Annotated in this window: 21 protein-coding genes; 17 read left to right on the top strand and 4 right to left on the bottom strand. The window is 55.2% G+C overall.

Annotated elements, in window-relative coordinates; genetic code table 11:
• The first annotated feature begins 787 nt into the window (after nt 1–787).
• On the top strand, nt 788–1633 hold the full coding sequence (locus I6N93_RS10150; protein ID WP_085684869.1) for a GNAT family N-acetyltransferase: 846 nt from the start codon (nt 788–790) through the stop codon (nt 1631–1633).
• A gap of 38 nt (nt 1634–1671) precedes the next feature.
• Here the strand turns inward: I6N93_RS10150 and I6N93_RS10145 are convergent, their stop codons facing one another.
• Entirely contained in the window at nt 1672–2421 is a 750-nt protein-coding gene (locus I6N93_RS10145; protein WP_085684868.1) for a CDP-diacylglycerol diphosphatase, read from the bottom strand.
• 583 nt (nt 2422–3004) lie between these two features.
• Here I6N93_RS10145 and I6N93_RS10140 point away from each other — a divergent pair.
• From I6N93_RS10140 to patD, 7 genes are all read left to right on the top strand, one after another.
• Complete coding sequence (locus I6N93_RS10140; protein ID WP_085684866.1) at nt 3005–3913, top strand: LysR family transcriptional regulator; 909 nt, start codon at nt 3005–3007, stop codon at nt 3911–3913.
• A gap of 194 nt (nt 3914–4107) precedes the next feature.
• On the top strand, nt 4108–5571 hold the full coding sequence (locus I6N93_RS10135; protein ID WP_085684864.1) for a gamma-aminobutyraldehyde dehydrogenase: 1464 nt from the start codon (nt 4108–4110) through the stop codon (nt 5569–5571).
• A gap of 109 nt (nt 5572–5680) precedes the next feature.
• Nucleotides 5681–6835 (top strand): putative ABC transporter substrate-binding protein YdcS, encoded by a 1155-nt coding sequence (gene ydcS / locus I6N93_RS10130; RefSeq protein WP_085684862.1) that lies wholly within the window; start codon nt 5681–5683, stop codon nt 6833–6835.
• A 190-nt stretch (nt 6836–7025) separates the two neighbouring features.
• Nucleotides 7026–8057: an ABC transporter ATP-binding protein gene (locus I6N93_RS10125; protein WP_085684860.1), complete on the top strand. Its 1032-nt coding sequence runs from the start codon at nt 7026–7028 to the stop codon at nt 8055–8057.
• A gap of 1 nt (nt 8058) precedes the next feature.
• A complete protein-coding gene (locus I6N93_RS10120) occupies nt 8059–9006 on the top strand; it encodes an ABC transporter permease (RefSeq protein WP_085684858.1) in 948 nt (315 codons plus the stop codon).
• Complete coding sequence (locus I6N93_RS10115) at nt 8996–9802, top strand: ABC transporter permease (protein ID WP_085684856.1); 807 nt, start codon at nt 8996–8998, stop codon at nt 9800–9802. The genes I6N93_RS10120 and I6N93_RS10115 overlap by 11 nt, the downstream gene beginning before the upstream one ends.
• A gap of 70 nt (nt 9803–9872) precedes the next feature.
• On the top strand, nt 9873–11297 hold the full coding sequence (patD, locus tag I6N93_RS10110; RefSeq protein ID WP_085684854.1) for an aminobutyraldehyde dehydrogenase: 1425 nt from the start codon (nt 9873–9875) through the stop codon (nt 11295–11297).
• A gap of 591 nt (nt 11298–11888) precedes the next feature.
• On the opposite strand, the gene I6N93_RS10105 is transcribed toward patD, so the two are convergent.
• Complete coding sequence (locus tag I6N93_RS10105) at nt 11889–12785, bottom strand: proline iminopeptidase-family hydrolase (protein WP_085684852.1); 897 nt, start codon at nt 12783–12785, stop codon at nt 11889–11891.
• A gap of 86 nt (nt 12786–12871) precedes the next feature.
• Nucleotides 12872–13627, bottom strand: a complete 756-nt coding sequence (locus I6N93_RS10100) for a helix-turn-helix transcriptional regulator (RefSeq protein WP_085684850.1) — start codon at nt 13625–13627, stop codon at nt 12872–12874.
• Between the two features lie 528 nt (nt 13628–14155).
• Between I6N93_RS10100 and I6N93_RS10095 the strand changes: the two genes are divergently transcribed.
• From I6N93_RS10095 to I6N93_RS10075, 5 genes are read left to right on the top strand one after another with little or no spacing between them, the layout of a single operon-like run.
• Nucleotides 14156–15094 carry an ABC transporter permease gene (locus I6N93_RS10095; RefSeq protein WP_085684848.1) on the top strand — a complete coding sequence of 313 codons (939 nt, stop codon included), beginning with the start codon at nt 14156–14158 and terminating at the stop codon, nt 15092–15094.
• Nucleotides 15091–15927: an ABC transporter permease gene (locus tag I6N93_RS10090; protein WP_085684847.1), complete on the top strand. Its 837-nt coding sequence runs from the start codon at nt 15091–15093 to the stop codon at nt 15925–15927. Before I6N93_RS10095 ends, I6N93_RS10090 begins: the two co-directional genes overlap by 4 nt.
• Nucleotides 15924–16910: an ABC transporter ATP-binding protein gene (locus tag I6N93_RS10085; protein ID WP_085684846.1), complete on the top strand. Its 987-nt coding sequence runs from the start codon at nt 15924–15926 to the stop codon at nt 16908–16910. Before I6N93_RS10090 ends, I6N93_RS10085 begins: the two co-directional genes overlap by 4 nt.
• The gene (locus I6N93_RS10080; protein WP_085684845.1) at nt 16910–17938 is read left to right on the top strand and encodes an ABC transporter ATP-binding protein; all 1029 of its coding nucleotides are present in this window, start codon (nt 16910–16912) and stop codon (nt 17936–17938) included. Before I6N93_RS10085 ends, I6N93_RS10080 begins: the two co-directional genes overlap by 1 nt.
• Nucleotides 17928–19442: an ABC transporter substrate-binding protein gene (locus I6N93_RS10075; protein WP_085684841.1), complete on the top strand. Its 1515-nt coding sequence runs from the start codon at nt 17928–17930 to the stop codon at nt 19440–19442. Before I6N93_RS10080 ends, I6N93_RS10075 begins: the two co-directional genes overlap by 11 nt.
• Nucleotides 19443–19759: 317 nt before the next feature.
• On the opposite strand, the gene I6N93_RS10070 is transcribed toward I6N93_RS10075, so the two are convergent.
• Nucleotides 19760–20146 (bottom strand): helix-turn-helix domain-containing protein, encoded by a 387-nt coding sequence (locus I6N93_RS10070; protein ID WP_176222510.1) that lies wholly within the window; start codon nt 20144–20146, stop codon nt 19760–19762.
• Nucleotides 20147–22960: 2814 nt separating this feature from the next.
• Here I6N93_RS10070 and gpmA point away from each other — a divergent pair.
• The 4 genes from gpmA (at nt 22961) to I6N93_RS10050 (ending at nt 26785) form a co-directional block, all read left to right on the top strand.
• Nucleotides 22961–23680, top strand: coding sequence for a 2,3-diphosphoglycerate-dependent phosphoglycerate mutase (gene gpmA, locus I6N93_RS10065; RefSeq protein WP_085684836.1), 720 nt, complete (start codon nt 22961–22963; stop codon nt 23678–23680).
• A 334-nt stretch (nt 23681–24014) separates the two neighbouring features.
• Nucleotides 24015–24623 carry a TetR/AcrR family transcriptional regulator gene (locus I6N93_RS10060; protein WP_232100000.1) on the top strand — a complete coding sequence of 203 codons (609 nt, stop codon included), beginning with the start codon at nt 24015–24017 and terminating at the stop codon, nt 24621–24623.
• 39 nt (nt 24624–24662) lie between these two features.
• Nucleotides 24663–25340, top strand: coding sequence for a type 1 glutamine amidotransferase domain-containing protein (locus tag I6N93_RS10055; protein ID WP_085684831.1), 678 nt, complete (start codon nt 24663–24665; stop codon nt 25338–25340).
• 26 nt (nt 25341–25366) lie between these two features.
• Nucleotides 25367–26785, top strand: coding sequence for a coniferyl aldehyde dehydrogenase (locus tag I6N93_RS10050; protein WP_085684830.1), 1419 nt, complete (start codon nt 25367–25369; stop codon nt 26783–26785).
• Nucleotides 26786–26835: the final 50 nt, after the last annotated feature.

Raw genomic sequence — 26835 nt, 5'->3', positions numbered from 1 at the left:
TTGAATATTTTAAGCGGTTTAATCATTGCCAGCCAAATGGGGTAAGGCGATGGCGGGAAGCGATAATTGATCATAGGGTGTAAAAAATAGATCTTTTTCATAAGGTCCATGCCGTTAATATGAAAATAAAGGGTGATGTCCGAGGGGGTTGTTTGCCAGAAAATAACGACTAATCGAAACCATAACGCAAAAATAACCATAACAGTTTTGGGTAAAAAATAAACGGGGAATGAGTTATGGAATCGGTTACAGGAAATGTTTTTTCGGGGATATTGGCGATGAGATAAAAGGATGTAATTTTAACTGATTGATGTATTACGTTTTTTATCCGGCTGCCTCGTCAGGCGTCCCTGATATATTTGGCCTCTACCGGGTTTGCTTTGCCATTTTTGGGTTCCCTGTGCGTAAAATATATCACCTGCTGGAACTATTTCCAGCCTCTTATTTACCACCTTAAAATAAGGATGGCACGCTACCATTGGTCTAGCCACGCTATTACGCTCCTTGTAAAATTAGGCTTGGATATAATACGCTTTCTGTCGATTAAAACGTCATTAAATACTGAATTAAACGGTGATTTAATCCTCGCAATAATATCCGTTTTTATTCAAAAGGGGAAGTTATGGCGGGTAAGATAAAATAAGTCTGTTATAAAACCAACTTTCGTTTACCCGGTCAGTCTGCTGTTTTTCGGCCATGATAATCCCCATGGCCGAACCGGTTTTGACTTGTCCCGCTGAATGGGGTGTGATACCGACGGCGTCGGCATAATGAGAGGATAAGGGGAATGGACATCATGTTGCGGCCGATGATGCAGGCCGATTGCGCGGCCGGCTATCGGCTCACTCAACTGCTGCATTGGCCGCATCGGATGGAGGATTGGCAGGAGGCGTTGCGGCTGGGCGAAGGCGTGGTCGCCGAGTGTGAGGGGCAGGTGGTGGGGACGGCGCTGAGCTGGCGTTGGGGAGCGAACTGGGCCACGCTCGGTTTGGTGGTGGTCGATGCGAAATTTCAGGGTCGGGGCATTGGCCGTCGCCTGTTGGAGCAGCAAATAACGGCGCAGGGTAACCGCCAGCTCAGGCTGCATGCCACCGTCGCCGGACTCCCGTTGTATCGGTCGTTGGGCTTTACGGCCATCGGCGAAACCCATCAGTTCCAGACCGTCTGTCTGGCGGCGGCTCCACGTGTGGAAGACTCGGCTGGACAGCGACTTCGTCTCGCCCGCGAGGGGGATCTCCCCGAATTGATCGAACAGGATAGTCAGGCCAGCGGTCTGGTGCGTTCGGCGCTCGTGTCCCATCTGTTCCGTCATGCGGAACTCTGGGTGTTGGAAGAGGGCGATCGTATCGTCGGTTGGGGCGCTAGCCGTCGTTTCGGACGCGGCTGGACGCTCGGTCCGGTCATCGCCCGCGGCTTGCCGGAGGCGCAGCGGATCATCGCACAGCTGATGCAGGCCAGAGTGAATGATTTTGTGCGTATTGATACGGATGCGGCGCAGGGGCTGGGTGAAGGGTTATCCCTCTGGGGGCTGGAGCAGGTGGATGCGCCGGTGATCATGGTGCGCGGCGAACCGTGGAAGAACGATGCCGAGGGGCCTCGGGTATTTGCGCTCATGTCGCAGGCGATGGCCTGATAAAAGAAACGGGACCCATAGACAGGTCCCGTTATCGTTTAACGTGCCAGTGAGCACTGGGGATCGATCAGCTCAGAGGTCGAGCCGCGGTTAAAGCCGAAGCGAACGCCCCGGTTAGCCAGCAGCAGTTTTTCGCCGTCGGGCGTGACGGTGAGCGCCAGTCCGTAGTTGTCTATACTATCGCCCTGGCGCTGAACATAGGCGTAGAGTTCTTTAAAAGGATCGTCACGCGTCAGGTCCTGCGAGGTCAGCTTCTTCGCCAGATAGCGATGCCCGCGCAGCTCTTCGCCCAGCGGCTGCCAGTCGGTCGACAGGCTACTTCCCTGCTCGCGCAGCGTTTGGTAGGCCTCAGGCCGCAGGCAGGAAATATGGATGTGCAGTTGTTCTTGCGTGCGCGAATAGCGTGAATTAACAGCCAGCACCAAAATATCGTCCGGTAGCGTTTTGCCCGCTTCGTCGGACAGATGCTTACGCGCTTCCCAGGCAGCAGCGAAAAAGGCCGGAATGTTGTGCTGTTGCAACGCGGGGCTTTCGATCCCGGTGATTTTCTCGGTCGGGATCAGCAGGTCGTGGTGGGGGCCGTTTCTGTCTTTAAGTAGCGCGGATTGATTATGGCTATTAACCGCAAGACAAGGCGCTGGGGAGCCCTGCTGCTGGCTGGGAACGCACTTTTCCGTCACCGTCTTCCATAGCGCATCGCTGCTGTCTCTGAACAGTAAGTACCCGAGCAGCACCAGCAATACGATGATGGCAGCTGTCGCATACCCTACCTTCTTTTTCCTCTGCATGTATTACGCCTCCTGCATAATTAAATGATGGGTTCCAGATAAAAACCAGGTTGTATCCCATACTCGTAGCCGAACGTGATAACGGTTACATAATGGATAGAACTTGATTCTGAGCCGAAATGTCACACGTTGGCGGGTCCGAAACCACAGATAATATAGCGGAGATACGGAGGGAAAACATGGAGTATCCGGTGCCTGCGTGAGGATTCATCATTTCGAATGTATGTTGCTGCGCACGGTTTTCAACGTGCAAGTCTGACGAGATACCTGCTGTTGGGCTATTTAAACGGTCAATGGCGCGATCGGCATGCCTGCCTTCTGCCTGTTCGCGCCAGTCCGCACTCCGTCAGTGCGATATTGGCGTCGATCACCTGCCGCAGGGCGGCCGTGACGCGGTGTTTTTCAATATCTTTCAGCGCTGAGTGGCATGCTGGTTGAACGCAACATACTGAATAATCAGTTGATTATGGCAGTCGAACCGAGTGGGAACGTGGGGATATCGTAAAATGACAACGCTTTCGATAAAACGAATGGCGTGGTATCTATGGGCCCTTGACTTATTTTGAAGAGGCGCCTGACGGGGATGTTAACGCTACGTCAAATCCGGCACTTTATTGCGGTTGCCGAGACCGGCTCGATTTCGGCCGCCGCACAAACCGCCTTTGTTTCTCAGTCGTCGCTCACGCTGGCTATTCAGCAATTGGAAAACGAAACCGGGGTGCGTTTATTCGAACGCCACGCCAAAGGCATGACGCTGACGCACCAGGGGCATCAGTTTTTACGTCAGTCCTACCTGATTCTGGCAACGGTGGAAAATGCCACCCGCAGCCTGAGAACCGGGACAGAAAGCATCACAGGCTCCCTGACCGTGGGGGTGACAAGCCTGGTGGCGGGCTACTTTCTCGTCGATCTGCTCAAACATTTCAAAGACGCCTACCCCAATGTGGTGGTGCAGGTCGTGGAGGATGAGCGCAGATACATCGAACATTTGCTGGTGAGCGGCGAGATCGACATCGGCGTGTTGATCCTCTCCAACCTTGAAGACCGCGATGCCTTGCAGACGGAAGTGCTGTGCCATTCGCCGTACCGTCTGTGGCTGCCGCCGATGCATCCGCTGCTGGAGCGCGAGAGCATCAGCCTGGCGGATGTCGTGACGGAGCCGCTGATTCAGCTCAACGTGGATGAGATGGATATCCACGCCCGGCAAATCTGGAGTAAAGCCAGCCTGACGCCGGAGATCGCCATGAAGACCACATCGACCGAAGCCGTGCGCAGTCTCGTCGCCGCCGGGATGGGGCTGTCTATCCTACCGGACATGACTTATCGCGCCTGGTCACTGGAAGGAAATATGATCGAAGCGAGCAAATTGACCGACCCTATCGAACCATTAGAAATCGGTATGGCCTGGCGTCGAGGCAGTACGCGGCCCAAACTGGTTTCCCCCTTTCTCAGCGTTGCCCGCGAAAACAACGGGCTGCGTAAGAGTTCCTAAGTCCCCTGCATGGAAATGGAACAGCATTCGATTTATTCGAATGCTGTTTTCAATAATAAATAGTGGTTGATGCCCGCCGACTTTCCCTATTGTGTTTTCAACGCGCTGTCTCACCTCACGTAGGCGTTGGTTCTATGCGGATATCCCTATTCCGGGGCGCGAAAGTAGAAACTGAGTAGAAGCGGGGAAACGCGATGTCGGATGAGGATTTTATCGCCCGCTTTTCCAGCAGGCAGTTGATTGATGGTCAGTTGATTGACGGCGATGGCATATCGCAGGACATCGTCAATCCCGCCAGTGGGGCTATCGTCGCCAGGTTGGGGGAAACGTCTGCCGCGCAGGTCGCCGAGGCGGTAGACTCGGCTCAGCGCGCCTTCCCCGCGTGGGCCAGAACCACGCCGTCGCAGCGCGCCATCGTGCTGTTGCGTATTGCGGATGCAATAGAACGAGAGGCCGCGTCGCTGGCGCGGTTGGAAGCCATTAACTGCGGCAAGCCGCTGTATCAGGCGCTCAATGACGATCTTCCCGCCGTCGCCGATGTCTTTCGCTTTTTTGCCGGCGCGGTGCGCTGCCAGCAGGGGCAGTTAGCGGGAGAGTACCTGGACGGTCACACGTCCATGATACGCCGGGACCCCCTCGGCGTCGTGGCCTCCATCGCGCCGTGGAATTACCCGTTGATGATGGCGGCCTGGAAAATCGCCCCGGCGCTGGCGGCGGGCAACACTGTGGTATTCAAGCCTTCCGAGCACACGCCGCTGACCATATTGGCGCTGGCGCCTACCTTGAATGCGCTGTTGCCGTCGGGCGTGCTGAATATTATCACCGGCGGCGGCGAGAGCGCCGGTCGCGCCCTGGTCAATCACCCGCGGGTGCGTATGGTGTCGGTCACCGGAGATATTGTGACCGGTCAGAGAATTTTGAACGCCGCCGTCAGCAACGTGAAACGCACCCATCTGGAGCTGGGAGGCAAAGCCCCGGTGATTGTCTGCGACGACGCGGATATCGATGATGCCGTCAAGGCGATCGCCACCTGGGGCTACTACAACGCGGGGCAGGACTGCACCTCGGCCTGTCGGGTGTATGCGCAGGCGGGCATCTATGCGCAACTGGTGGATGCGCTGGGCGCGTCGGTGTCCCGCCTGCGGATGGCGCAGCCGCGAGACGAAGATAACCATCTGGGACCGCTGATCAGCGCCCGCCAACGTGACCGGGTTTCCAGCTTCGTGGAACGCGCGCTAAGTCAGCCACACATAGAACGCATTACGGGGGCAGGCATGGTGGACGCTCCCGGCTTTTACTACCCGCCGACGCTGCTGGCCGGTTGCCTGCAAAGCGATGAAATCGTGCAGCGCGAGGTTTTCGGCCCGGTGGTCAGTGTCACCCGTTTCACCTCGCTTGAACAGGTGGTCCAGTGGTCAAACGAATCGGAGTATGGGCTGGCGTCGTCGGTCTGGACGAAAAATATTGATACCGCCATGCAGGTGGCGGCCAGTTTGCAATACGGGACGACGTGGATTAACAGCCATTTCTCGCTCATTAGTGAAATGCCGCACGGGGGATTAAAGCGTTCCGGCTATGGCAATGATTTATCCAGTTATTCATTACAAAATTACAGCGTGGTTCGGCATATCATGGCCAAATTCAAACGACAATTTTAAAATCGCGCTCAGACAATCGTATTTTCTTATTATGAAACGCAGCCATAGATAATAAAAAACGTGTGGCGCTATCAAGCTACAAATAAGCCAACCTTGACGGGGGAACAGTATGGAAAAATATCATGCCAGGACATCATTGTCCGCTATTTGCCTGAGCGTCTTGTGTGCGTTAAATATCGCCCACGCGACCGCGCCGGAATTATCTGCCCAAGGGGAAGGCCGTCTCGATATCGTCGCCTGGCCCGGTTACATCGAACGGGGTCAAAGCGATGAAAACTACGATTGGGTCACGCAGTTCGAACAGGAAACTCTCTGCCAGGTCAATGTCAAAACCGCGGCGACCTCGGACGAAATGGTCAGCCTGATGGCAAAGGGCGGATACGATCTGGTCACGGCCTCCGGCGACGCCTCGCTGCGGCTGATCTATGGCAAGCGTGTCCAGCCGATTGAGCCTGCCGCTATTCCCAACTGGAAAAGCATCGACCCGCGGCTGATCAACGCGCCGTGGTACACGGTCGGCGGCAAAATCTACGGCACTCCGTATCAATGGGGCCCCAATCTCCTGATGTACAACACGACGGTGTTCCCGACGCCGCCGGAAAGCTGGTCGGTGGTATTCACTGCGCAGACGTTGCCCGACGGTAAGACGAATCAGGGGCGGGTGCAGGCTTACGACGGCCCGATCTACATTGCCGATGCTGCGTTGTACCTGAAAAGCACGCAGCCGGAGCTGGGCATTTCAGACCCGTATCAACTAACGGAGCCTCAGTATCAGGCGGTTCTGACGCTGTTACGCAGCCAGCGCGCGCTAGTTCATCGCTATTGGCACGACACCTCCGTGCAGATGAGCGACTTCAAGAATGAAGGCGTGGCGGCATCCAGCGCCTGGCCGTATCAGGCGAATGCGCTCAAGAGCGAGGGGCAACCCATCGCCACCGTGTTGCCGAAGGAGGGCGTGACCGGGTGGGCTGATACCACCATGCTAGCGTCGGACGCCAAACATCCAGTATGCGCTTACAAATGGATGAACTGGTCATTGCTGCCCAAAGTGCAGGGCGATATCGCCGCCTGGTTCGGCTCCGTACCGGCCGTGCCGGCCGCCTGTAAAGGCAATGCACTGCTGGGTGCCGAAGGGTGTGAAAATAACGGCGCGACGCAGTTCGATAAAATTGCGTTCTGGAAAACGCCGCAGTCCGAAGGCGGGAAATATGTCCCCTATAGCCGCTGGACGCAGGATTATATTGCCATTATGGGCGGGCGTTGAATTAAACGGATAGGTTTAAAAAAATAAATAGCGCTTTCAGCCGACGACATAGAATTGATTATTTCGCGGCTGATGCTTTAACCGTTCCCGCTTTTTATTCCCATAAGTTCGTAATGTTTTGCCGGTTTGGTTTCATTTTCGGTTGGGGTTTAAATCGCGCGATGAATAACCCCTCTACCAGGAGTTGCTTATGCCCAATGCTGTGGAATTTATCGACGTATCCCGATGCTTTGGTGATGTTCGCGCCGTGGATCGTGTTTCCATCGATATAAAAGAGGGCGAATTCTTTTCCATGCTCGGCCCCTCCGGTTCAGGGAAAACCACCTGTCTGAGACTGATCGCGGGTTTCGAACCGCTTTCCTCGGGTTCTATTCGGATTCACGGGCGCGAAGCCACCGGGCTGGCGCCTTATCAGCGTGATGTGAACACCGTTTTTCAGGATTATGCGCTGTTTCCACACATGACCGTGCTGGACAACGTGGCCTATGGGCTGCGCGTGAAGGGCGTCGGCAAAAACGAACGCCGCGTCCGGGCGCAGGAGGCGTTGGAACGGGTAGCGCTCGGATTTGTCGCGGCGCGTAAACCGGCACAGCTGTCCGGTGGGCAGCGTCAGCGCGTGGCGCTGGCGCGCGCGTTGGTCAATCAACCCAGCGTGCTGCTGCTCGATGAGCCGCTCGGCGCGCTGGATCTCAAATTACGCGAACAGATGCAGGGCGAACTCAAGACGCTCCAGCGCCAGCTTGGCATCACCTTTATCTTCGTGACGCACGATCAGAGCGAAGCTTTGTCGATGTCCGACCGGGTCGCGGTATTCAATAACGGCCGCATTGAACAGGTGGATACGCCCCGCGAGCTGTATATGAACCCTAAAACGCCGTTTGTGGCGGAGTTTGTCGGCACGTCCAATGTGCTGTCGTCAGAGCAGACGCTGCGGCTGACCGGTGAGGTGGGGTGTTTCGCCGTCCGCCCGGAACACATTCGCCTGCTGGCACCCGCACCGGGTGAGTGTGAGGGCGAAATTCGCGTCGCGGCGCAGGTTAAGGATATTCACTATCAGGGCATGGCGACCCGCTACGAGCTGGTGCTGGAAACAGGCGAGCGTCTGCTGGCGAGCGAAACCCACCATCAGCGCGCCGCCATCCAGCCTGCCTGGGCAATCGGCCAACCGTTGACGGCCTGCTGGGCGCGTAGCGCCATGGTCTCGCTGCAGGAGGTGGGGTGAGATGACGCGCGCAGACATCTTGGTGCCCGCCGTCCGTCGGGGGGCATTACATCGCCTGTTCGACTTCTTCTATCGTCGTCAGGGCTTCTATCTGGCGCTGCTGTTGACGCCGCCGCTGCTGTGGTTCGGCACCGTCTATCTGGGGTCGTTACTGACGCTGCTGTGGCAGGGGTTTTATACCTTTGACGACTTCACGATGACGGTCTCGCCCACGTTGACGCTGGCGAACATCGCGGCGCTGTTCAGCCCGGCGAATTACGACATTATTGCGCGCACGGCGGCGATGGCGGTGTGCGTCACGCTGTTCAGCGCCGTGCTGGCGTTCCCCATCGCGTACTACATGGCGCGCTACACCCGGGGCAAGCAGAAAGCTTTTTTTTATGTCGCGGTGATGATGCCGATGTGGGCCAGCTATATCGTCAAGGCCTACGCCTGGACACTGCTGTTGTCGCGGGACGGCGTCATTCAGTGGTTTCTGCGCCACCTGGGGCTGGAAGGCGGCTTGAACAGTCTCTTGCTGCTGCCGGGCATTGGCGGGAACACGCTGTCGACCTCCGGGCTGGGGCGCTTTCTGGTGTTCGTTTATATCTGGCTGCCTTTTATGATCCTGCCGATCCACGCGGCGCTGGAACGTCTGCCGACATCGCTGATTCAGGCGTCGGAGGATTTGGGCGCGCGGCCGCAGCAGACCTTCCGTTATGTCATCCTGCCGCTGGCGGTGCCGGGCATTGCCGCCGGCTCCATCTTCACTTTTTCACTCACGCTGGGCGACTTTATCGTGCCGCAGCTGGTGGGGCCGCCGGGCTATTTCATCGGCAACATGGTCTATTCCCAGCAGGGGGCCATCGGCAACCTGCCTATGGCGGCGGCGTTTACGCTGGTGCCCATTGTCTTGATTGCCTTCTATCTCGCTTTGGTGAAACGATGGGGGGCCTTCGATGCACTCTAAACGCGCACCGCTACCGCTCCGGCTGGCAGCCTGGGGTGGACTGCTGTTTCTGCATGCCCCGCTGCTGATCATCGCCGTTTACGCGTTCAATACCGAAGAGGCGGCGTTCAGCTTCCCGCCGAAAGGCTTTACGCTGCGTTGGTTCCAGCTCGCGGCGGAGAGGCGGGATATCTTCGACGCCGTCATTCTGTCGTTGCAGATCGCCTGCCTTTCCACGCTGATTGCGCTGGTGCTCGGCACGCTGGCCGCCGCCGCGCTGTACCGCCGGGACTTTTACGGCAAAAACGGCATCACGCTGATGTTGATGCTGCCGCTGGCGCTGCCGGGCATTATCACCGGTCTGGCGCTGCTGGCCGCTTTCCAGACGGCGGACATTGAGCCCGGCATGATGACGATCGTGATCGGCCACGCCACGTTTTGCATTGTGATTGTGTTCAACAATGCCATCGCCCGGTTCCGGCGTATCTCTCACTCGCTGATTGAGGCGTCGATGGATCTGGGCGCCGACGGCTGGCAGACCTTTCGCTACGTGATCCTTCCCAATCTGGCGACGGCGCTGCTGGCAGGCGGGATGCTGGCCTTCGCGCTGTCCTTCGATGAAATTATCGTGACGACGTTTACCGCCGGTCACGAACGCACCCTGCCTATCTGGCTGTTGAATCAGCTGGGGCGACCGCGTGATGTGCCGATCACTAACGTGGTGGCGCTGTGCCTGATGGTATTGACCATGATCCCGATCCTCGGGGCCTGGTATCTGACAAAAGAAACGACGGATGTGTCCGGTGACGGCAAATAGCCCGCAGCCCCTGAAAATGAACGTCATAGCGTGCGTGCTGTGACGCGAAACCCTGACTGAGGACAAAATAATGCAGACAAAAATGGTGATCAACGGACGTTTAGTCGCCGGCGAAGGTAGTACGCTGCCTGTCTATAATCCGGCAACCGGCGAGGAAATCGCGCACATTGCCCAGGCCTCTCCGGCACAGGTCGCGCTGGCGGTGGACAGCGCCGATCGGGCTTTTGCATCCTGGGGGCAGACCACGCCTAAAACGCGTGCGGAATACCTGTTGCAGCTCGCGGACGGTATTGAACAAAACGCCGAGGCGTTCTCGCGTCTGGAGTCGCTCAACTGCGGCAAGCCGTATCATGCCGTGCTGAACGACGAGATCCCTGCGGTCGCGGATGTCTTCCGTTTCTTTGCGGGCGCGTGCCGCTGTATGAACGGAATGGTCAGCGGGGAGTATCTGGAAGAGCACACGTCGATGATCCGCCGCGATCCGCTGGGCGTCATCGCCTCTATCGCGCCCTGGAACTATCCGCTGATGATGGCGGCCTGGAAGCTGGGCCCGGCGCTGGCGGCAGGCAACTGCGTCGTCATTAAACCCTCTGAGCAGACGCCGCTGACGACGCTGAAACTGGCCGAACTGGCGGTGAGCGTTTTGCCCGAGGGGGTGTTGAACGTGGTGTTCGGCGACGGGCCTACCGTCGGCGACGTCCTGACCGGCCATGACAAGGTGCGTATGGTGTCATTGACCGGCTCGATTCCGACCGGACAGCACATCATTCGCCACACGTCGTCTGCGGTTAAACGCACGCATATGGAACTAGGCGGAAAAGCGCCGGTCATCGTTTTCGACGACGCGGATATCCCGGCGGCGGTCGAGGCGATCCGCAACTTCGGCTTCTACAACGCCGGGCAGGACTGTACCGCCGCCTGTCGCGTCTATGCCCAGAAGGGCATTTACGATCGATTGGTGGCGGCTCTGGGCGAGGCTATTGCTTCACTCAAAATAGGCTCACCAGAGGATGAAACTACCGAATTGGGTCCGCTGATCACCGCTGCACATCGCGACCGTGTCGCCGGGTTCGTCGAACGGGCGAAGGCGCTGCCGCATATTTCGGTGATCACTGGCGGTGCCAAGGTCGAGGGGGCAGGCTACTATTTCCAGCCGACGCTGCTGGCCGGAGCGTTGCAAGATGACGAAATCGTGCAGAAAGAGGTGTTCGGGCCGGTGGTCAGCGTGACGGCGTTCGACGACGAAGCCGAGGTGCTGGCGTGGGCCAATAGTTCGGCCTATGGGCTGGCCTCCTCAGTCTGGACGCAGGATCTGGGCCGGGCGCATCGTCTGAGCGCGCGACTGCAATACGGTTGCACCTGGGTGAATACGCATTTCATGTTGGTCAGCGAAATGCCGCATGGAGGCCAGAAACAGTCCGGTTACGGCAAAGATATGTCGATGTACGGGTTGGAGGATTATACGATTGTACGTCACATCATGATTAAACACTGACGGAAGGACGGGCGCCTCAGCCGAGGACGCCCACCGATGCTTGTTAAGATATTATCCAGATTAATGCCGTGCGTTTTTGGCGTCGCTTTCCGGTATCGCCGCCAAAGCCGCCAGGCCGTTTCAGGAGCGTAGTCCTGAACGTGACGCGTGTCTGAATGCCCAATCGGAGCGGATATCGCGTGCGGCTCTGGTTGTTCCGGCCTGGGGCGCGGGCCAGTCCGTCACGAGCCGATTGGGACAAGGTAGGAGGAGTGCGGCTCCTTGTGGATATTCGCGAGATACGCGGAAACCACAGCGTCTTGGCGACAGTCGCAGAGTAAAAATAAACCGGGCGGATGAGAGGAAAAACAGGAATGAGAACATAAACAAGCTCGCGCCATTCCCTGGCGGTCTTGCGAGAAGTAAATGAGGAACCGATCTCTTGCCCTAACTGACGAGCTAAGGCAACAGGCGGTTTACCTCTGGGCTGAAGGGGAAAGCCCGGCGCTTTAATCGCGCTCTAAAAAAGAAACGCGCCGGCCGTTTTCGCCGGCGCGTTTTACAATGGCGACTAAAATGTCGCCTTCCCTGGTGTTGGTCTTTCTTCTTATGTTATCTAATCTTTCTCTGCAAAAAACTACTCACGGTTTTCATGCACTCTTCGCGCTCTTCGACGTGAGGCATATGGCTTGAGTGCTCAAAAATAACCCACTCAACATCAGCGATGCCGTCTGCAAAAGGTTGGATCGTTTCTGGGGATGCTTCGTCGTACCGGCCCGAAATCAAAAGGGTGGGGACACTGATAGCCTTAACGCGATCGATAATGCTCCAATTTTTCAGGCTACCGATAACATGGAACTCTGTCGGTCCATTCATAGCGTGATAAACGGTAGGGTCTTCATCGATAGAATCAAAGGTGCGTTTCACCTCAGCTGGCCACGGGTCCAGGCGGCAGACGTGACTCTGATAGAACACCTGGGATGCTTCACGATAAGCTTCGCTATTTACCGTTCCCGCTTCTTCATGCTCCAGCAGGGCGGCTTGAACCGCTTCTGGCAATTCAGCGCGCAGTTTCGCGGCGGCCTTTAGCCATAATGGGATGGATGCCGGAGAATTGGCGATAACGATAGCTTTCAAACCGGCCGGACATCTTACGGCGTGTTCCGAAATCAGAATGCCGCCCCAGGACTGACCCAGCAACGCGTAGTTGTCCTGAATGTTAAGATGTTTTAACAGGTTATCCAGCTCATCAAGGAACAACGAGATTTGCCAGAAATCGGCAGGTTTTTCCCTTAGGCGCGTCGAACGTCCATTGCCTAGTTGATCGTAATGAACGACAGGGCGCCCTGTGTTGGCGATATCTTTAAATGAATCAACGTAATCGTGCGTGCAGCCGGGACCGCCGTGGACAACGATCAACGGTGTCATACCATTATGTAAATCACCGCTGATTCGATACCAGGTTTGATACTGGAGAAAAGGGGCAAAACCTTCGCTGACAGTGTTCATAAATGACGGTCACTCTTATATCTGTTAAGTCTGGCTTAAGAGTAAGGCGCGTCAGCGAAAGCGGAAAGCTAGTAAAATAGATAGTTTTAGCTATCGAGAAGATGATAGTGCATAGCGCGAACGACGGCCTGCACCCGATTATTCGCCCCCAGCTTCTTGGTGGCGTTGTTCAGATGCAGTGTCACGGTCGCTACCGAGCGGTGCAGTTTACGGGCTATCTCTTTCGCCGTTAGACCTTCCGCAGACCACGCCAGACACTCGCGCTCGCGCTTGGTCAGTTGAACGTACTGGCAGGTCATCAGATCTTCGCTGAACAGGGGGAATGCCGATTCCTGAAAACGGTGAGCAATAAAGGTCAGATCGGATAATGTGCTGCTGATATCCTGTTCTTCGTGAGTGCTGTTGAGAATGGCCGTCACGGTGGCGAAGCCTCCGCGAGGCAGGTGTAAGGGGACGGTCGCGCCGCATGGCATTCCGTTTTCACGCATGTAGTGCGTAACGCACTGATGCTCTTCGCCGATGCGTGAGCGAAGCGGCGTCCGTTCCGGACGTTGGTATGACCACACAAATGGCGCGCAGGTTTCCAAAGCGTGATGTTGTACGACATCCATCTGAAAGAAACCGTTTTCGAACCACTGCAGTGGCATGTCTTCCGGTACGTTATTTACACGCAGCAGAGAAGGGTTGATGAGTTTCCCTTCCATTGTCCGGGGGACCGGAGCGTAATCATAAATCACCCGGTCAAATCCCAGGTGTAACGTTTGCGCGAACATGTGATCAAAAGCATCGTCCAGTGAAGTTGCTGAACGTGTCAACGAGGTAAGCTGAGTCGTCTTATCCATGATTACCCTCCGCAAAATGTAGCCCGTTAAAAAGAGGACGATGGTCGGTACCGATGCCAGAGCGCATGTTCGGCCTCAACCCGGTCAATAAACAGGCGTAACCTAGCATTTTTGCCAAGGCAAAACTAGCATTTTTGCTAACTATTCACTACCGGTATGATTGGTAAGATTCCCGTCTGACAGGGCTTGCTGTGATTTAGGGTGTTTTTATTTCATTAGTGATTCTTATGTTGGGTGAAATATAAAGACAGAAAAGGCATACTATTGATGTGAATAGCCATTTTCGGATAGGACGACACGCCTATTCGAAAATTATGCCTTTTACCGACCAGAGTCTTCATCTGGCGAGATGTTATTGAATAAAAACGACTTGGTATGCTCCCTAACGAATCGCGTTTATTGCGGCCGGTTTTTCATCATCCCGGTCACGCAGCGTGATGCTTAATTTCTGGCCCAACCCATTTGTGCCAAACCGTTCATAAAACGGTGTCATTAATAGATACGCCAGCATAAACACAGGGAATTAGTATGCATCGTTATCGGTTTATATTATTTCGGCCACTACAACTGTTGCCGGTGCTTTTCGGCATCAGCATCATCACTTTTACGATGGTGCGTGCGATCCCCGGCGACCCGGCCCGAATTCTTCTCGGCGTGCGGGCTACCCCAGGCGCGCTGGCGCGGGTGCGTGAACAGTACGGGCTCGATCAGCCGGTGTGGTTACAGTACTTCTATTTTCTCCGTAATCTGTTTCACGGCGAGCTGGGAAAATCCATCGTTTATAAAGTTGATACCCTGAAAGTCATCGGTTCGCGTATTGAGCCGACGATTTGGCTGATTGCCGGCAGCGTGGTTTTAGCACTCTTGCTGACCATCCCGTTAGCGTCCTGGGCGGCACGGCGGCGCGGCAAACTCGCCGATCAGGTTATTCGACTTTTCTCCACCGCTGGTCTGGGATTCCCCGCATTCTGGCTCGGCATCATGATGATCTTGTTGTTCAGCATCGAACTGGGCTGGTTCCCCGTATCCGGCTATGGCCGCGATGTGCTGGATCGCCTGCATCACATGGTGTTGCCGTGTCTGACGGTGGCGCTGGCGCTGTCTGCGGTGCTGACCCGCAATTTGCGCGCCAGCCTGCTGATGGAAATGAAAAGCGATTATGTGACGGCCGCGCGCGCGCGGGGACAACCGGAGTCGCGTATTTTCTGGCGGCATATTCTGCCGAACTCGCTGGTGCCGACCATCAACCTGCTGGCGGTCAATATCGGCTGGCTGATTGGCAGCACCGTGGTGATTGAAAGCGTATTCGCCATCCCCGGGATGGGACAGTTATTAATCAAGGCGATTTTCAGCCGGGATTACATGGTGGTGCAGGGCGTCGTGCTGGTCTTTGCGCTGGGAACCGTGACGGTTAACCTGGTCGCCGACCTGCTCACGATGGCGCTGGACCCGAGGATCACGCTATGAGTCAGACACCTGTTATGGGGTGGCTGGCGTTTCCTCGCCGCCTGGCGTTGAGCGGCGGTCTGACGATAGTCGGGCTATGGACGCTGTTGGCCGTGTTCGCGCCGTGGGTCGCACCGTTCGATCCGATTGCGCAGGACCCCTCCGCCAGCTTGTTGCCGCCAAGCCTCAGCCATCTGTTCGGCACCGATAACTTCGGCCGCGACATTTTCTCCCGCGTCATCTGGGGCGCGCGCGTTGACCTGCAGATCTGCCTGCTGGGCGTTATCTTTCCCTTTATGAGCGGCACCTCGATTGGTGCGCTGTCCGGTTATGTCGGCGGCATCGTGGATACGCTGCTGATGCGTTGCATCGACATCATTCTGGCGTTTCCGTTTTTGGTGCTGATGCTGTCGATTATCGCGGTCTTAGGGCCGGGATTAGCCAGCTTTTATATCGCAATGGCGATGGTGGGCTGGGTAACCTACGCCCGTCTGGTGCGAGCACAGGTGCTGTCGTTGAAGCACCGGGATTTCATGCTGGCGGTGCGCAGTCTGGGTTTTAGCCACCCGCGTATTCTCTTCGTCCATCTGCTGCCCAACGCGCTGACCGGCTCTGTGGTGTTCGCCATGTCCGACTGTGTGCTGGTGCTGCTCAATGGCGCCGCGATCAGTTATTTGGGATTGGGCGTACAGCCGCCTACGGCGGAGTGGGGCGTGATGGTGGCCGAAGGGCAAAGTTTTATTACCACAGCCTGGTGGATTACCACGTTCCCGGGGCTGGCGATTGTGCTGCTGGCGATGGGCTTTAGCCTGCTGGCGGACGGGTTGGGCGATCTATTGGGAGAACGGCCGTGACGTTACTGGCGTTATCACATCTGACGGTCGTTAACCAGCAAGGAACTGCGCTGGTAGATGATGTCTCACTTGAGCTGCGCGAGGGCGAAATCCTCGGACTGGTGGGCGAGAGCGGTTCCGGCAAGACCGTGACCTGCCGCGCGATGATGCGGCTGCTCCCCGGAGAAGCGCTGCGCGTGGTCTCAGGCGAAATCAATCTTAACGGGCGCGATATCCTCGCGCTGTCGGAGCGGGCGCTTTCCGCCGTGCGCGGCCGGGAGATCGGCATGATTTTCCAGAATCCGACCAGTCATCTGAATCCGGTCATGACCGTCGGCGCGCAGATCGCCGAAAGCCGGCGTCTGCACTTCGGCGCCAGCCGCCGTCAGGCGAAAGCGCACGCGGTGGAGCTGCTGCGGCAGGTAGGGATTCCCGATCCCGAACGGCGGATCCACAACTATCCTCATGAATTCTCCGGCGGGATGCGTCAGCGGGCGATGATCGCCGTGGCGCTGGCGTCCGAGCCTAAAATCCTGATTGCCGACGAGCCGACGACGGCGTTGGACGTCACGGTGCAAATGCAAATTCTGCGGCTGCTGAGCGATCTGCGCGACCGGCTCGGCGTGGCGATTATCCTGATTACGCACGACCTGGGCGTGGTGGCGCAGACCTGTGACCGCATCGCGGTGATGTATGCCGGACGCCTGTGCGAGCTGGGCGGCAAACGCGAGGTGCTGGGCGATGCCCTGCATCCTTACACGCAGGGACTGATTGACTGCCAGCCGGTCAGCGCGGGCGGCAGCGGGCAGATGGCGACCATCAACGGTCAGCCGCCGGTGGCGGAACATTTCCCCAGCGGCTGTCGATTCCATCCCCGCTGTGGTTACGCTACGGAGATTTGCAAAGCGGTTCGACCCGATATGTACAGTGAAATGCAGAATCACGCGCACGGCGCCGCCTGCCACCACCCGTTCGCCACGCTGAACCACGAGGAGAGTCTATAGTGAGTCCGGTTGAATCTACGGCGCCGCTGCTGGCAGCGGACAATCTGCAGGTCAGTTTCCCGGTCGGCGGCTTTCTCTTTAATAAACGGAGTCTGCACGCGGTTAACGGCGTCAGCTTACACATTCAGGCCGGGGAAGTGCTCGGTTTGGTCGGCGAGTCCGGCAGCGGCAAAAGCACCTTGGGGCGAGCGCTGCTCCAGCTGGAGCCGACTATCGGCGGCCGCGTGTACTTTGACGGAGAGCCGATCACGCCGGGCAGCAAACAGGAAATCGCCCGATTGCGGCAGCAGACGGCGATGATCTTCCAAGATCCTTTCTCCTCCCTGAATCCGCGCCAGACCATTGGCAACAGCATCGCCGAGGTGCTGCGCGTGCATCACAAAGTGCCGAAATCCGCGATCCAGGAACGAGTAAGAGAGCTGTTAATTCTGGTGGGATTGAATCCTGAACACGGCCTGCGGCGGCCCGATGCGCTGAGCGGAGGACAGTGTCAGCGCGCCGGTATTGCCCGGGCGCTGGCATTGGAGCCTCGGCTGATCGTCGCCGACGAGTGCGTGGCGGCGCTGGACGTCTCTATTCAAGGGCAGATCATCAACCTGCTGATGGATCTACGGGATAAAATGGGCCTCGCCATTTTGTTCATCGCCCACGATTTAGCGATAGTGCGGCGCCTGTGCGACCGCGTCGCCGTGATGTATCTGGGACGCATTGTGGAGTCGGGTCCGGTCGAGGCGGTGTTTACCCACCCGCGCCATCCTTACACCGCAGCGCTGATTACCGCCATTCCGGAAATCGATCCCGACCGGCCGCTGCCCGCCCATCCGCTTTCGGGCGAACCGCCCAGCCCGCTGGCTTTGCCGGAAGGCTGCGCGTTTCACCCGCGGTGTCCTTATGCGTTGTCGCGCTGCCAACATGGCGCGCCGCCAGAGACCCGACACATTGTCGGTCATACCTTCGCCTGCGTGCTGGACGACAAGGGCGAACAAGCCATTAATCCGTTAAATGAGGGAATGTTTGATGAAGCGTAAATACTTAAAGGTTGCGGCCGCCGGGCTTTTGCTGGCGGCTTGTATGGCAAGTGAGATGGCGCAAGCGGCAGGCGTGCTGACGATTGGACGACGCGAGGACAGCACCGGTTTCGACCCGATTAGAACCACGCAGAATGAAGACAACTGGGTGTTTTCCAACGTGCTTGACCGCCTGATCTGGGTGGACAAGACCGGCACCAAACTGGAGCCCGCGCTGGCTGAAAGCTGGACGATCTCTCCGGACGGCAAAGTTTACACGCTGAAAATCCGCGACACGGTATTCTCCGATGGTACGCCGGTGACGGCCAGCGACGCCGCATTTAGCCTGCTGCGCCTGCGCGACAATGAAAACTCGCTGTGGCGCGACCCGTTCATGGTGATGGATAAAGTGGAAGCACCGGATCCGCGTACGCTGGTCATTACCCTGAAAGCGCCGTCCGTTCCTTTCCTGTCTCAGCTGGCTTTACCGAATGCGTCCATCATCTCTGAAAAAGCGATGAAAGCGATGGGCGAAGAAGCGTTTGCGGAAAAACCGGTCGGCTCCGGCGCATTCAGCGTGAAAGAGTGGCTGCGCGGCGACCGTGTGGTGCTGGTCAAAAACCCGCATTACTGGCGTGCGGACAAGGTTTCTCTGGATGGCGTCGAGTGGCAGACCATTCCGGACGACAACACGCGTATGCTGAAAGTGCAGGCGGGCGAACTGGATGCGGCGATCAACGTTCCGTTCTCGCGTATCGTCTCCCTGCAAAAAGATCCGAATCTGGCCATCCATCTGGACCCGTCAACCCGTGAAGATCATCTGCTGATCAACCACGAACACGGCCTGCTGTCGAAAGTGGAAGTGCGTCAGGCGCTGGACTACGCAATCGACAAAGATGCCATCGTGAAAACCGTGACCTTCGGCTATGGCCAGGTGGCGAACTCCTACATCCCGGCCGGCGCGGTTTACCACTATGCCAACAACCTGAAGCGTCCTTATGACGTGGAAAAAGCCAAGAAAATGCTGGCAGAGGCGGGCGCTTCTAATCTGAAGCTGAACTACGTAGTGAATGCGGGCGATGAAGTGGACGAACAAATCGCCATCTTGTTGCAGCAGCAGTTGGCTAAAGCCGGTGTGACCGTCACGTTGCAGAAGGTGGATCCGAGCCAGAGCTGGGGCATGCTGGTATCCGGCGACTATGATATTTCCGTCATGTACTGGACCAATGATGTGCTCGACCCGGATCAAAAAACCACTTTCGTGCTGGGTCACGACGCGAACATGAACTACATGACCCGTTACCACAACGAGAAAGTAAAAGCGCTGGTCGCCGCGGCACGTTTGGAAGTGGATCCTAAAAAGCGTGAGCAGATGTATATCGACCTGCAGAAAATGGCGAAAGCCGACGTGAACTGGATCGATCTGTACTACAGCCCGTACCGCAACGTCAGCCGTAAAAACATCAAGGGCTTCTATCAGAACCCGTTGGGCCGCTTCTTCCTTGAAGATACGGTCAAAGAGTAACTGCTTCATCATGGCCGGTATCCCGCCGGCCGTGATCCCACCGCGGCACGGTGTCTCCGCGTTTTCGACGGGATGCCGCTGTCTTTCGATGTCTTCGCCGTTGTCGCCATGTCGAGCTTTCTGCCGTGCCGATGGGGTGTGCAGGAAGTCCATTGGCTGCGACGGCTCCGTTCAGCACAGAAAATGCGTTTATCCATCAAGGACATTCCGGAACCCATCTGGATGATGGTCTTATTGCATATGTGCTGCCGCAGGCGGCTAAACGAAACCTTTAGCTGAGGTCACCGTCCGAATGAACGAGGCGATAGAACGTAAGATTAGCGATCGGAATTGCCGGTTAGAAGGGATTTTTCGGGTTGAGTCACGATGCCTAACCGGTGCGCCAGATGCGTCAAGTTGCCTGGGGCGATACCTAGCTCGTGGGCCGCCGCCGAGACATTGCCATGGTAGTTATGGAGAGTACGCTCGATGAGCTGCTTCTGGAATTCGTCGACCGTCGTGCGCAAATGTTGCTGAAGATGTTCTTGCGGGGCCAACTGCTGCGGTTCGTTGGCCGCGACGTCATGCTGCAGCTTTTCAGGCGTATCCAACCCCAAGTCTTTCTCGCTAATCGTGACGAAGGACGCTCGTTTGGCCGGATATGACGCCGGCCTCCCCGTCACGCGCCGCGCGGCGCGGCTAATCACCTGTTGCAGCTTGCGCACATGGCCAAAGAGTACGCTCTCCAGCAGACGGTGGGCAGAGCGGCGCAGTTGATGACGATGAACGGCGCGTTAGCGCGGATTCAGCGAATCCAATAAACGCAGATGGCGGACTTCACACGGCATCTCTCGCGAGAGATCCGCGACCTGAGGTATCGGTGCATTCAACAACTTCAACATCTGAGTCAAAAAGTCCTTTCTTCGATGAAAAATGGCGTCTTTTCGACATTAAAGTTTAGACACGATTTAGCAGGGTGCTATTGATATTGCCGCGTTGAACCCTCTGTGAGTTATTTTTATTTATGTAACGGTTGTCTCCATGTTTTTAATCCCTGTTCTGGTTATCAAATGGTATTTAAACGAACGCTAAACAAAATATAAACTTAGTTTTTATCCGATTTATAACGCGTTCGTGACTACTATTAAATAATAACGATGGTATTAAAAAAGTAAATTATTGAGCAATTAACAAATCCCGGTTAAAACATAAATTCCATCTATTAGCGGGCTACAATTATATCTTTATAGATTTTATTTTGGATGGGGGTAATTTAACACGATGTTAATCATTGTTTTCTATGCTATTTAATCCATGCTGGCAGGGTCTGGAAAATTCGATTGGGTGATATTTTTTCAAGGATTGAAAATTTATCTATCACTTTTCTTTTTTTTATTTTATGATGTCCCGGCGCACCGAACCGCGCTGGTATTGGTTCTGTTATCAAGTGTTAGTCAACTCCGTGAGCAACAATAAAGCGCGAAATGAGTGACTCATATCCCGGGCTCCCCTGAACCCTGGATCATCATAGTCTATTATTGGTCGTTTTTATTGTATGGTTATTATCAAATTTTGTTTTAATACGATTATTTAAAACATAGTTAGGCTCGTCATGATTTAATCCGCACCTGTATGGGAGGATTATCTCATCGGTGATGCTGGTTACGGCAGCGCGATGTCGTCGAGTGTCACCTGAGCCGTCAGTTGTCGACCGCCGGCAGCGCTTTTTTTGTCGGCGTTTTTTTATTCTTTGAACGCGTGCGCCGGCCTGGGTAGCGCGCGTTTTTTTTGCCAGAAACAAATGCAAAAGGGGAGGGGAGTAAATGGCTTTTTCCAGCTAATGCTCAGGGGTAACTCATGACAATCTTAGACTGTATTTATTTAAAATCTTCTTATTAAAAATCAAACAATTAATATATTGAGCTATTAATAATCTCTTCGTGGTGAGAAATCATAGAAGAATTTTTTATCAGCTGGATAAACGTGAAATAAAATCTTTTGGGGAAATGAAGCCTCAAATTAGAAGGTTGTCTACAAAATCTCGATGCTTTCGTAATAAGTGGATGACTATTCTACTACCCAGACTAATTTCCTGGTTTTTTAGCGATGTAATACCGTTGCCTAAAAATGAAGGACCGTATATCTGCTTATTTAATATTCGCGGTATTATACGGTGAAGTTTTACTTATTAGTTTTTAAACATTTTTTCTGTGGCTGACTCTTTCCCCTGTATGATGCCCGGGTTTTATTCTTTTGAAGAGGGAATAAAATAGGCTAATACATCCTGTGTAATGAAATGCATCAGATTCCAGGTTGGTATAAATATTACGGATAATTCACGTTGGCAGATCGCTATTTTACTTCAAATATATATGATATGAATTGAAACTATGCAAAGGTAACGGAATTAAGATAACAAGGCATCTCGCCTGAAACGGTAACATATTATTTTGAATTTTTATCTCAACGCGTTGTTGGATGTACCCACTCACGATCAGGAAGGTTTTCCCATATGAGATCCTCTCCGGTCGCTTCTAAAGCAAGCAATTAACTTAGATCATGCGTGGTGAAAAAATGAGCAGTAAATCAACACTGGGTTTCATTTGCATATTACGGTGATGCGTTTTCTCCTGGCCTTATTTTTACCCGCTAGTTTATATCTATACTATCTGGTTGTTGACGTTATTCAGGTGTTTTTTCTGGCTTCATTATAAGTTTTTTGTATTACCCTCGGTAAGGTAGACAGCAGAGAGGCCCCAATGAGGACGCCGAGTCATGTTTTACGCTTAAGTTACGATTTCTTATTACTTATAGGCCTCGCTAATAGGCCATTAATGAAAGCGGCCTTACCGCTACAAATGTTTCTCTTCTGCCAATTCTCTCCGGATTGGCAATAACACCACGATGGTTTTATTACCGAAATCAGGTCAGAGTGATGGAGAAAGAATTGCTGAGGCAGAACTTCCTTCTGCTCCATTTCAATATTTTCAAGAATGACTTTTACGGCGGAGAGACGACCCAGAAGTAAAAAACAGTGTAAACAACTGCATGGGGCGGATGTCGTCGTTTTTTTGAATGAAGTTAAATATTATTTAATGACCCAAAGGAAAAACATTGATTTGCTGAAAGCCTCATTAATGTAAAAAATTGGACGAGGAAAGGGTAAATAAATGAACGCATTTGGTAAGGTGTGTTTTTAATATGTTAAAAATGATGGATGACGGCGATTTTAATTAAATAAAAAGAATTAATTAGTCGGTTTGGCTTGTTTTTACTGTGATATCAGAACGGCATAAATATCCCGTTCAGCGCCTGTAGTTTGGGGGATCAATAATTGCATGGTGTGTTGACGCCGGATAATCTGATGACGAACGTCGTTGAGTCAGGCTGGTGAGCCAGCGGACGATAGGCTAAAGACCTTCACGCAAAGCCCCAGAAAAATACAATGCGGACGATGCTGAGTTAACCACGACAAACACAATAAGCGATGGCATCGGTCGCGAATGAATGTGAAAGTTAAAGGGTGTTAAGGAAAAATTATGGCTGTGTTTAAGTTGGTGCTGTTGCGGCACGGTGAAAGCGAGTGGAACGATCAAAATCGATTCACCGGGTGGGTCGATGTGCCGCTGACCGACAAGGGGCGAGAAGAGGCGCGGCTGGCGGCGCAGTTGCTCAGACAGGAAGGTTTTACGTTTGATGCGGCCTGTACTTCGGTGCTGAAGCGGACGTTGCATTCGCTGCACATTGCGCTTGATGAGCTGGGTCTGCAGTGGCTGCCGGTGGAGAAAAGCTGGCGTCTGAACGAGCGCCACTACGGCGCGCTGCAAGGACTGAACAAGGCGGAAACGGCCGAACGACTCGGAAAAGCCTTGGTACACCAGTGGCGAAAAAGTTATGACGTTCCGCCGCCGCCGCTCACGTCGATCCACGATCGCTTTTCCGGCTACGATTCCCGCTATACGCATCTGGCTCCGGGCGAGTTTCCGCTGGGGGAGAGCCTGCGTATGACCGGCGATCGGGTGATGCATTATTGGCAGACTTCGCTGGCTCCGCGGATCCGCTCGGGCGAACGCCTGCTGGTGATCGCTCATCGCAATTCGATTCGGGCGCTGGTCAAGCAGTTGAATCACCTCTCGGACCGGGAGATCATGTGCGCGCAGATCCCCACTGGTATTCCGCTGGTTTACGAATTTGATGAAAAAATGACGGTGCAGCGTTCCTGCTTTCTCGGCACTGATATCGCCCTGATCGAGCGGTAAATGCGCTCTTCGAGACATAACGGCGACCGCAGTCATAGCGCGCCGCCGTTGTGATGGGGGAGACGAGAGCTTGATACTCTGCCCAAAGCCCAAAGCCCAAAGCCCAAAGCCCAAAGCCCAAAGCCCAAAGCTTATTTGATCCTTGCCCTTTGCCAACATCCGGCTCGCACCCGACGCTGCCCGCCCATCCTGTGCTGTACTTCGCCTGCATTCAGAAACCCAGCGCGTGGGGCGTAGAGCCGCAGGCGCATTGTCCGCCGGTATCCGCTCCTCTCATTTCCATCCATCACTAGACGACCGGTCTATTTAATGTTATCTTGATGTTATGACTTCAATGAACAAAACAAAACAGACGCGTCAGCAAATTCTCGATACCGGTCGCCTATTGGTGCTGCGGCAGGGGTTTGTGGGCGTCGGGCTCAAAGCGATTCTGGATACCTGTCAGGTGCCTAAGGGGTCGTTCTACCACTACTTTGCTTCTAAAGAGCAGTTCGGTTGCGAACTGCTGGCCGATTACGTCAACGAATATCATCAACGTTTGGATACGCTGTTTAGTGCGGAAGCGGGCAGTGGTCGCGAGCGGTTAATGCGTTACTGGACCGCGTGGATTGACGATCCCCAACTGGGCGGTTGGGCTGAACACTGTCTGGTAGTGAAACTGGCGGCGGAGGTTGCCGATCTCTCTGAAGATATGCGGCTGATATTGTGCGATGGCGTGTCACGTCTGGTGGCCCGTATCGCCGAGACGGTGGCCGATGGGCAAGCGGACGGTTCGTTACGGTTGACGCTGTCGCCGGAGGCCACTACGCAAACCTTGTATCAGCTGTGGCTGGGGGCTGCCCTATTGTTCAAGTTGGAAAAGGACAAAACGCCGTTGCACCAGGCATTGACCGCCACCGAGTTATTGCTTCCCCCCGCAGGGGGGCTTAAGGACGCCGAATAGTTATCGGTGCGCCTTCATCATTCTTTTTAGGAGTCTTGTATGAACATTCTGATGGTCTTAACGTCGCATGACCGCCTTGGCAATACCGGTAAGAAAACGGGTTTCTGGTTGGAAGAGTTTGCGGCCCCTTACTACGTATTTAAAGATGCGGGAGCAGCTATCACGTTGGTGTCGCCGCTGGGGGGACAGCCCCCGCTGGACCCGGTCAGCGATGCGCCGGAAGCACAGACTGCCGCGACCGAACGTTTCCGGCAGGATGCGGACGCCCAGAACGCACTGAGCCATACGAGGAAACTGTCTGAGGTCAACGTGACTGATTTTGACGCGGTATTCTATCCCGGCGGCCATGGTCCGTTGTGGGATCTGGCGGAAAGCGCCGATTCCATCTCGCTGCTCGAAGCCTTTGACCGTGCCGGGAAACCGCAGGGCTTGGTCTGCCATGCGCCTGGCGCGCTGCGTCATGTCCGCGCCGCCGATGGCGAACCGTTGATCAAAGGACGCAAAGTGACCGGTTTCTCGAATAGCGAAGAGGCCGCGGTGCAGTTGACGGAAGTGGTTCCGTTCCTGATCGAAGACGAATTTACGCAGTTGGGCGGGCGCTACGAAAAAGGCCCCGACTGGCAGCCCCATATTGTCGCCGACGGTCTTCTGATCACGGGCCAAAACCCGGCGAGTTCAGAAGGGGTCGCTCAGACTCTGCTCAAACAGCTGGCCTAATCAGCATTTCTATTTCGGAGTAAATCATGAGTTCTTCAGTTACCGCGGCCTCTTTGTCTGCCATCATCGCCAACATGAAACGTGCGCACGTGCAGGACGGCCCTGCCAGCAGTGAATTGCGCCGTGACCGCATTGAGCGCGCCATCCAGTTACTGACTCGCCATCATCAGGAATTGGAAGCGGCGGTTCGCGCCGACTACGGTCACCGAAGTTCTTATCAGACCACCATGGCGGATATTCTGGGGCCTGTGAACGCGCTGGAGTACGCTCGCGAAAATCTGGCGCAGTGGATGCAGCCTGACGCACAGCCTGCGCCGGGGCCGGGCATGCATGCGCGGGTGCAGTATCAGCCGCTTGGGGTCGTTGGTATTATCAGCCCGTGGAATTTCCCGCTGAATCTGGCGTTTTGTCCGCTGGCGGGCGTCCTCGCCGCCGGCAACCGCGCGTTGATCAAACCTTCCGAACTCACGCCGCGGACGGCCGAGCTGCTGGCGGATTTGGTGGCGCGCTATTTCGACCCGCTGGAAGTGACTACCGTGCTGGGCGATGCGGACGTCGGCAAGGCGTTTAGCGCTCAGGCGTTCGATCATCTGATTTTCACCGGCAGTACCAGCGTGGGCCGCCACGTCATGCGTGCGGCGGCGGAAAATCTCGTGCCGGTAACGCTGGAACTTGGCGGTAAATCACCGGTGATGGTGGATACCGATGCCGATATCCAGACGACCGCCGAGCGCGTGATGACGGTCAAGACGTTCAACGCCGGACAGATTTGCATGTCGCCGGACTACGTCCTGCTGCCTGAGTCTGCCTGCGATGCATTTGTCAAACATGCGCGCGCGTTTATCGCCGAAGCGTTCCCTACGTTGTCGGAGAACCCTGATTACACCGGCATCATCAGCGATCGTCACTTCCAGCGGTTGCAGCAGCTGCTGGCCGATGCTCGTGAAAAGGGCGCGACGGTTATTGAGCTTTCCGCTGAGGGGGAAGCGGGCGTCGCGCTGTCGCAGCGCAAGCTGTCGCCGACGGTGGTGCTGAACGTGACTGACGATATGTTGGTGATGCAGGAAGAAATTTTCGGGCCGATCCTGCCGTTGAAAACCTATACCAAACCGGAAGAAGCTGTTGCCTACATCAATGCGCATCCGCGTCCGCTGGCGGCCTATTACTTCGGTCAGGACCCGGTGCGTCAGCGTGAATTCAGCGAACACACGACCTCCGGCGCGTTGGTGGTGAACGACGTCATGACGCAGGCCACGATTGAAAGCGTGCCGTTCGGCGGCGTGGGCGCGTCCGGGATGGGGGCATACCACGGCATTCACGGTTTCCGACGCTTCAGTCATGCCAAAGCGGTAGTGGAGCAAAGCCCCAGCGGGGAATATAACCTGCGTATGCGTGCTCCCTATGGGCAGAAAATGGCGGAGATTGAATCTATTCTGAAACCTTAATCGCTTAACACGTTTCCCCAGGGTTGTGGATTCGCCACGGCCCGTTTTTT

Source organism: Lonsdalea populi (assembly GCF_015999465.1).
In the GTDB taxonomy this organism is placed as follows: Bacteria; Pseudomonadota; Gammaproteobacteria; order Enterobacterales; family Enterobacteriaceae; genus Lonsdalea; species Lonsdalea populi.
This window is presented reverse-complemented; position numbering and strand designations above follow the sequence as displayed.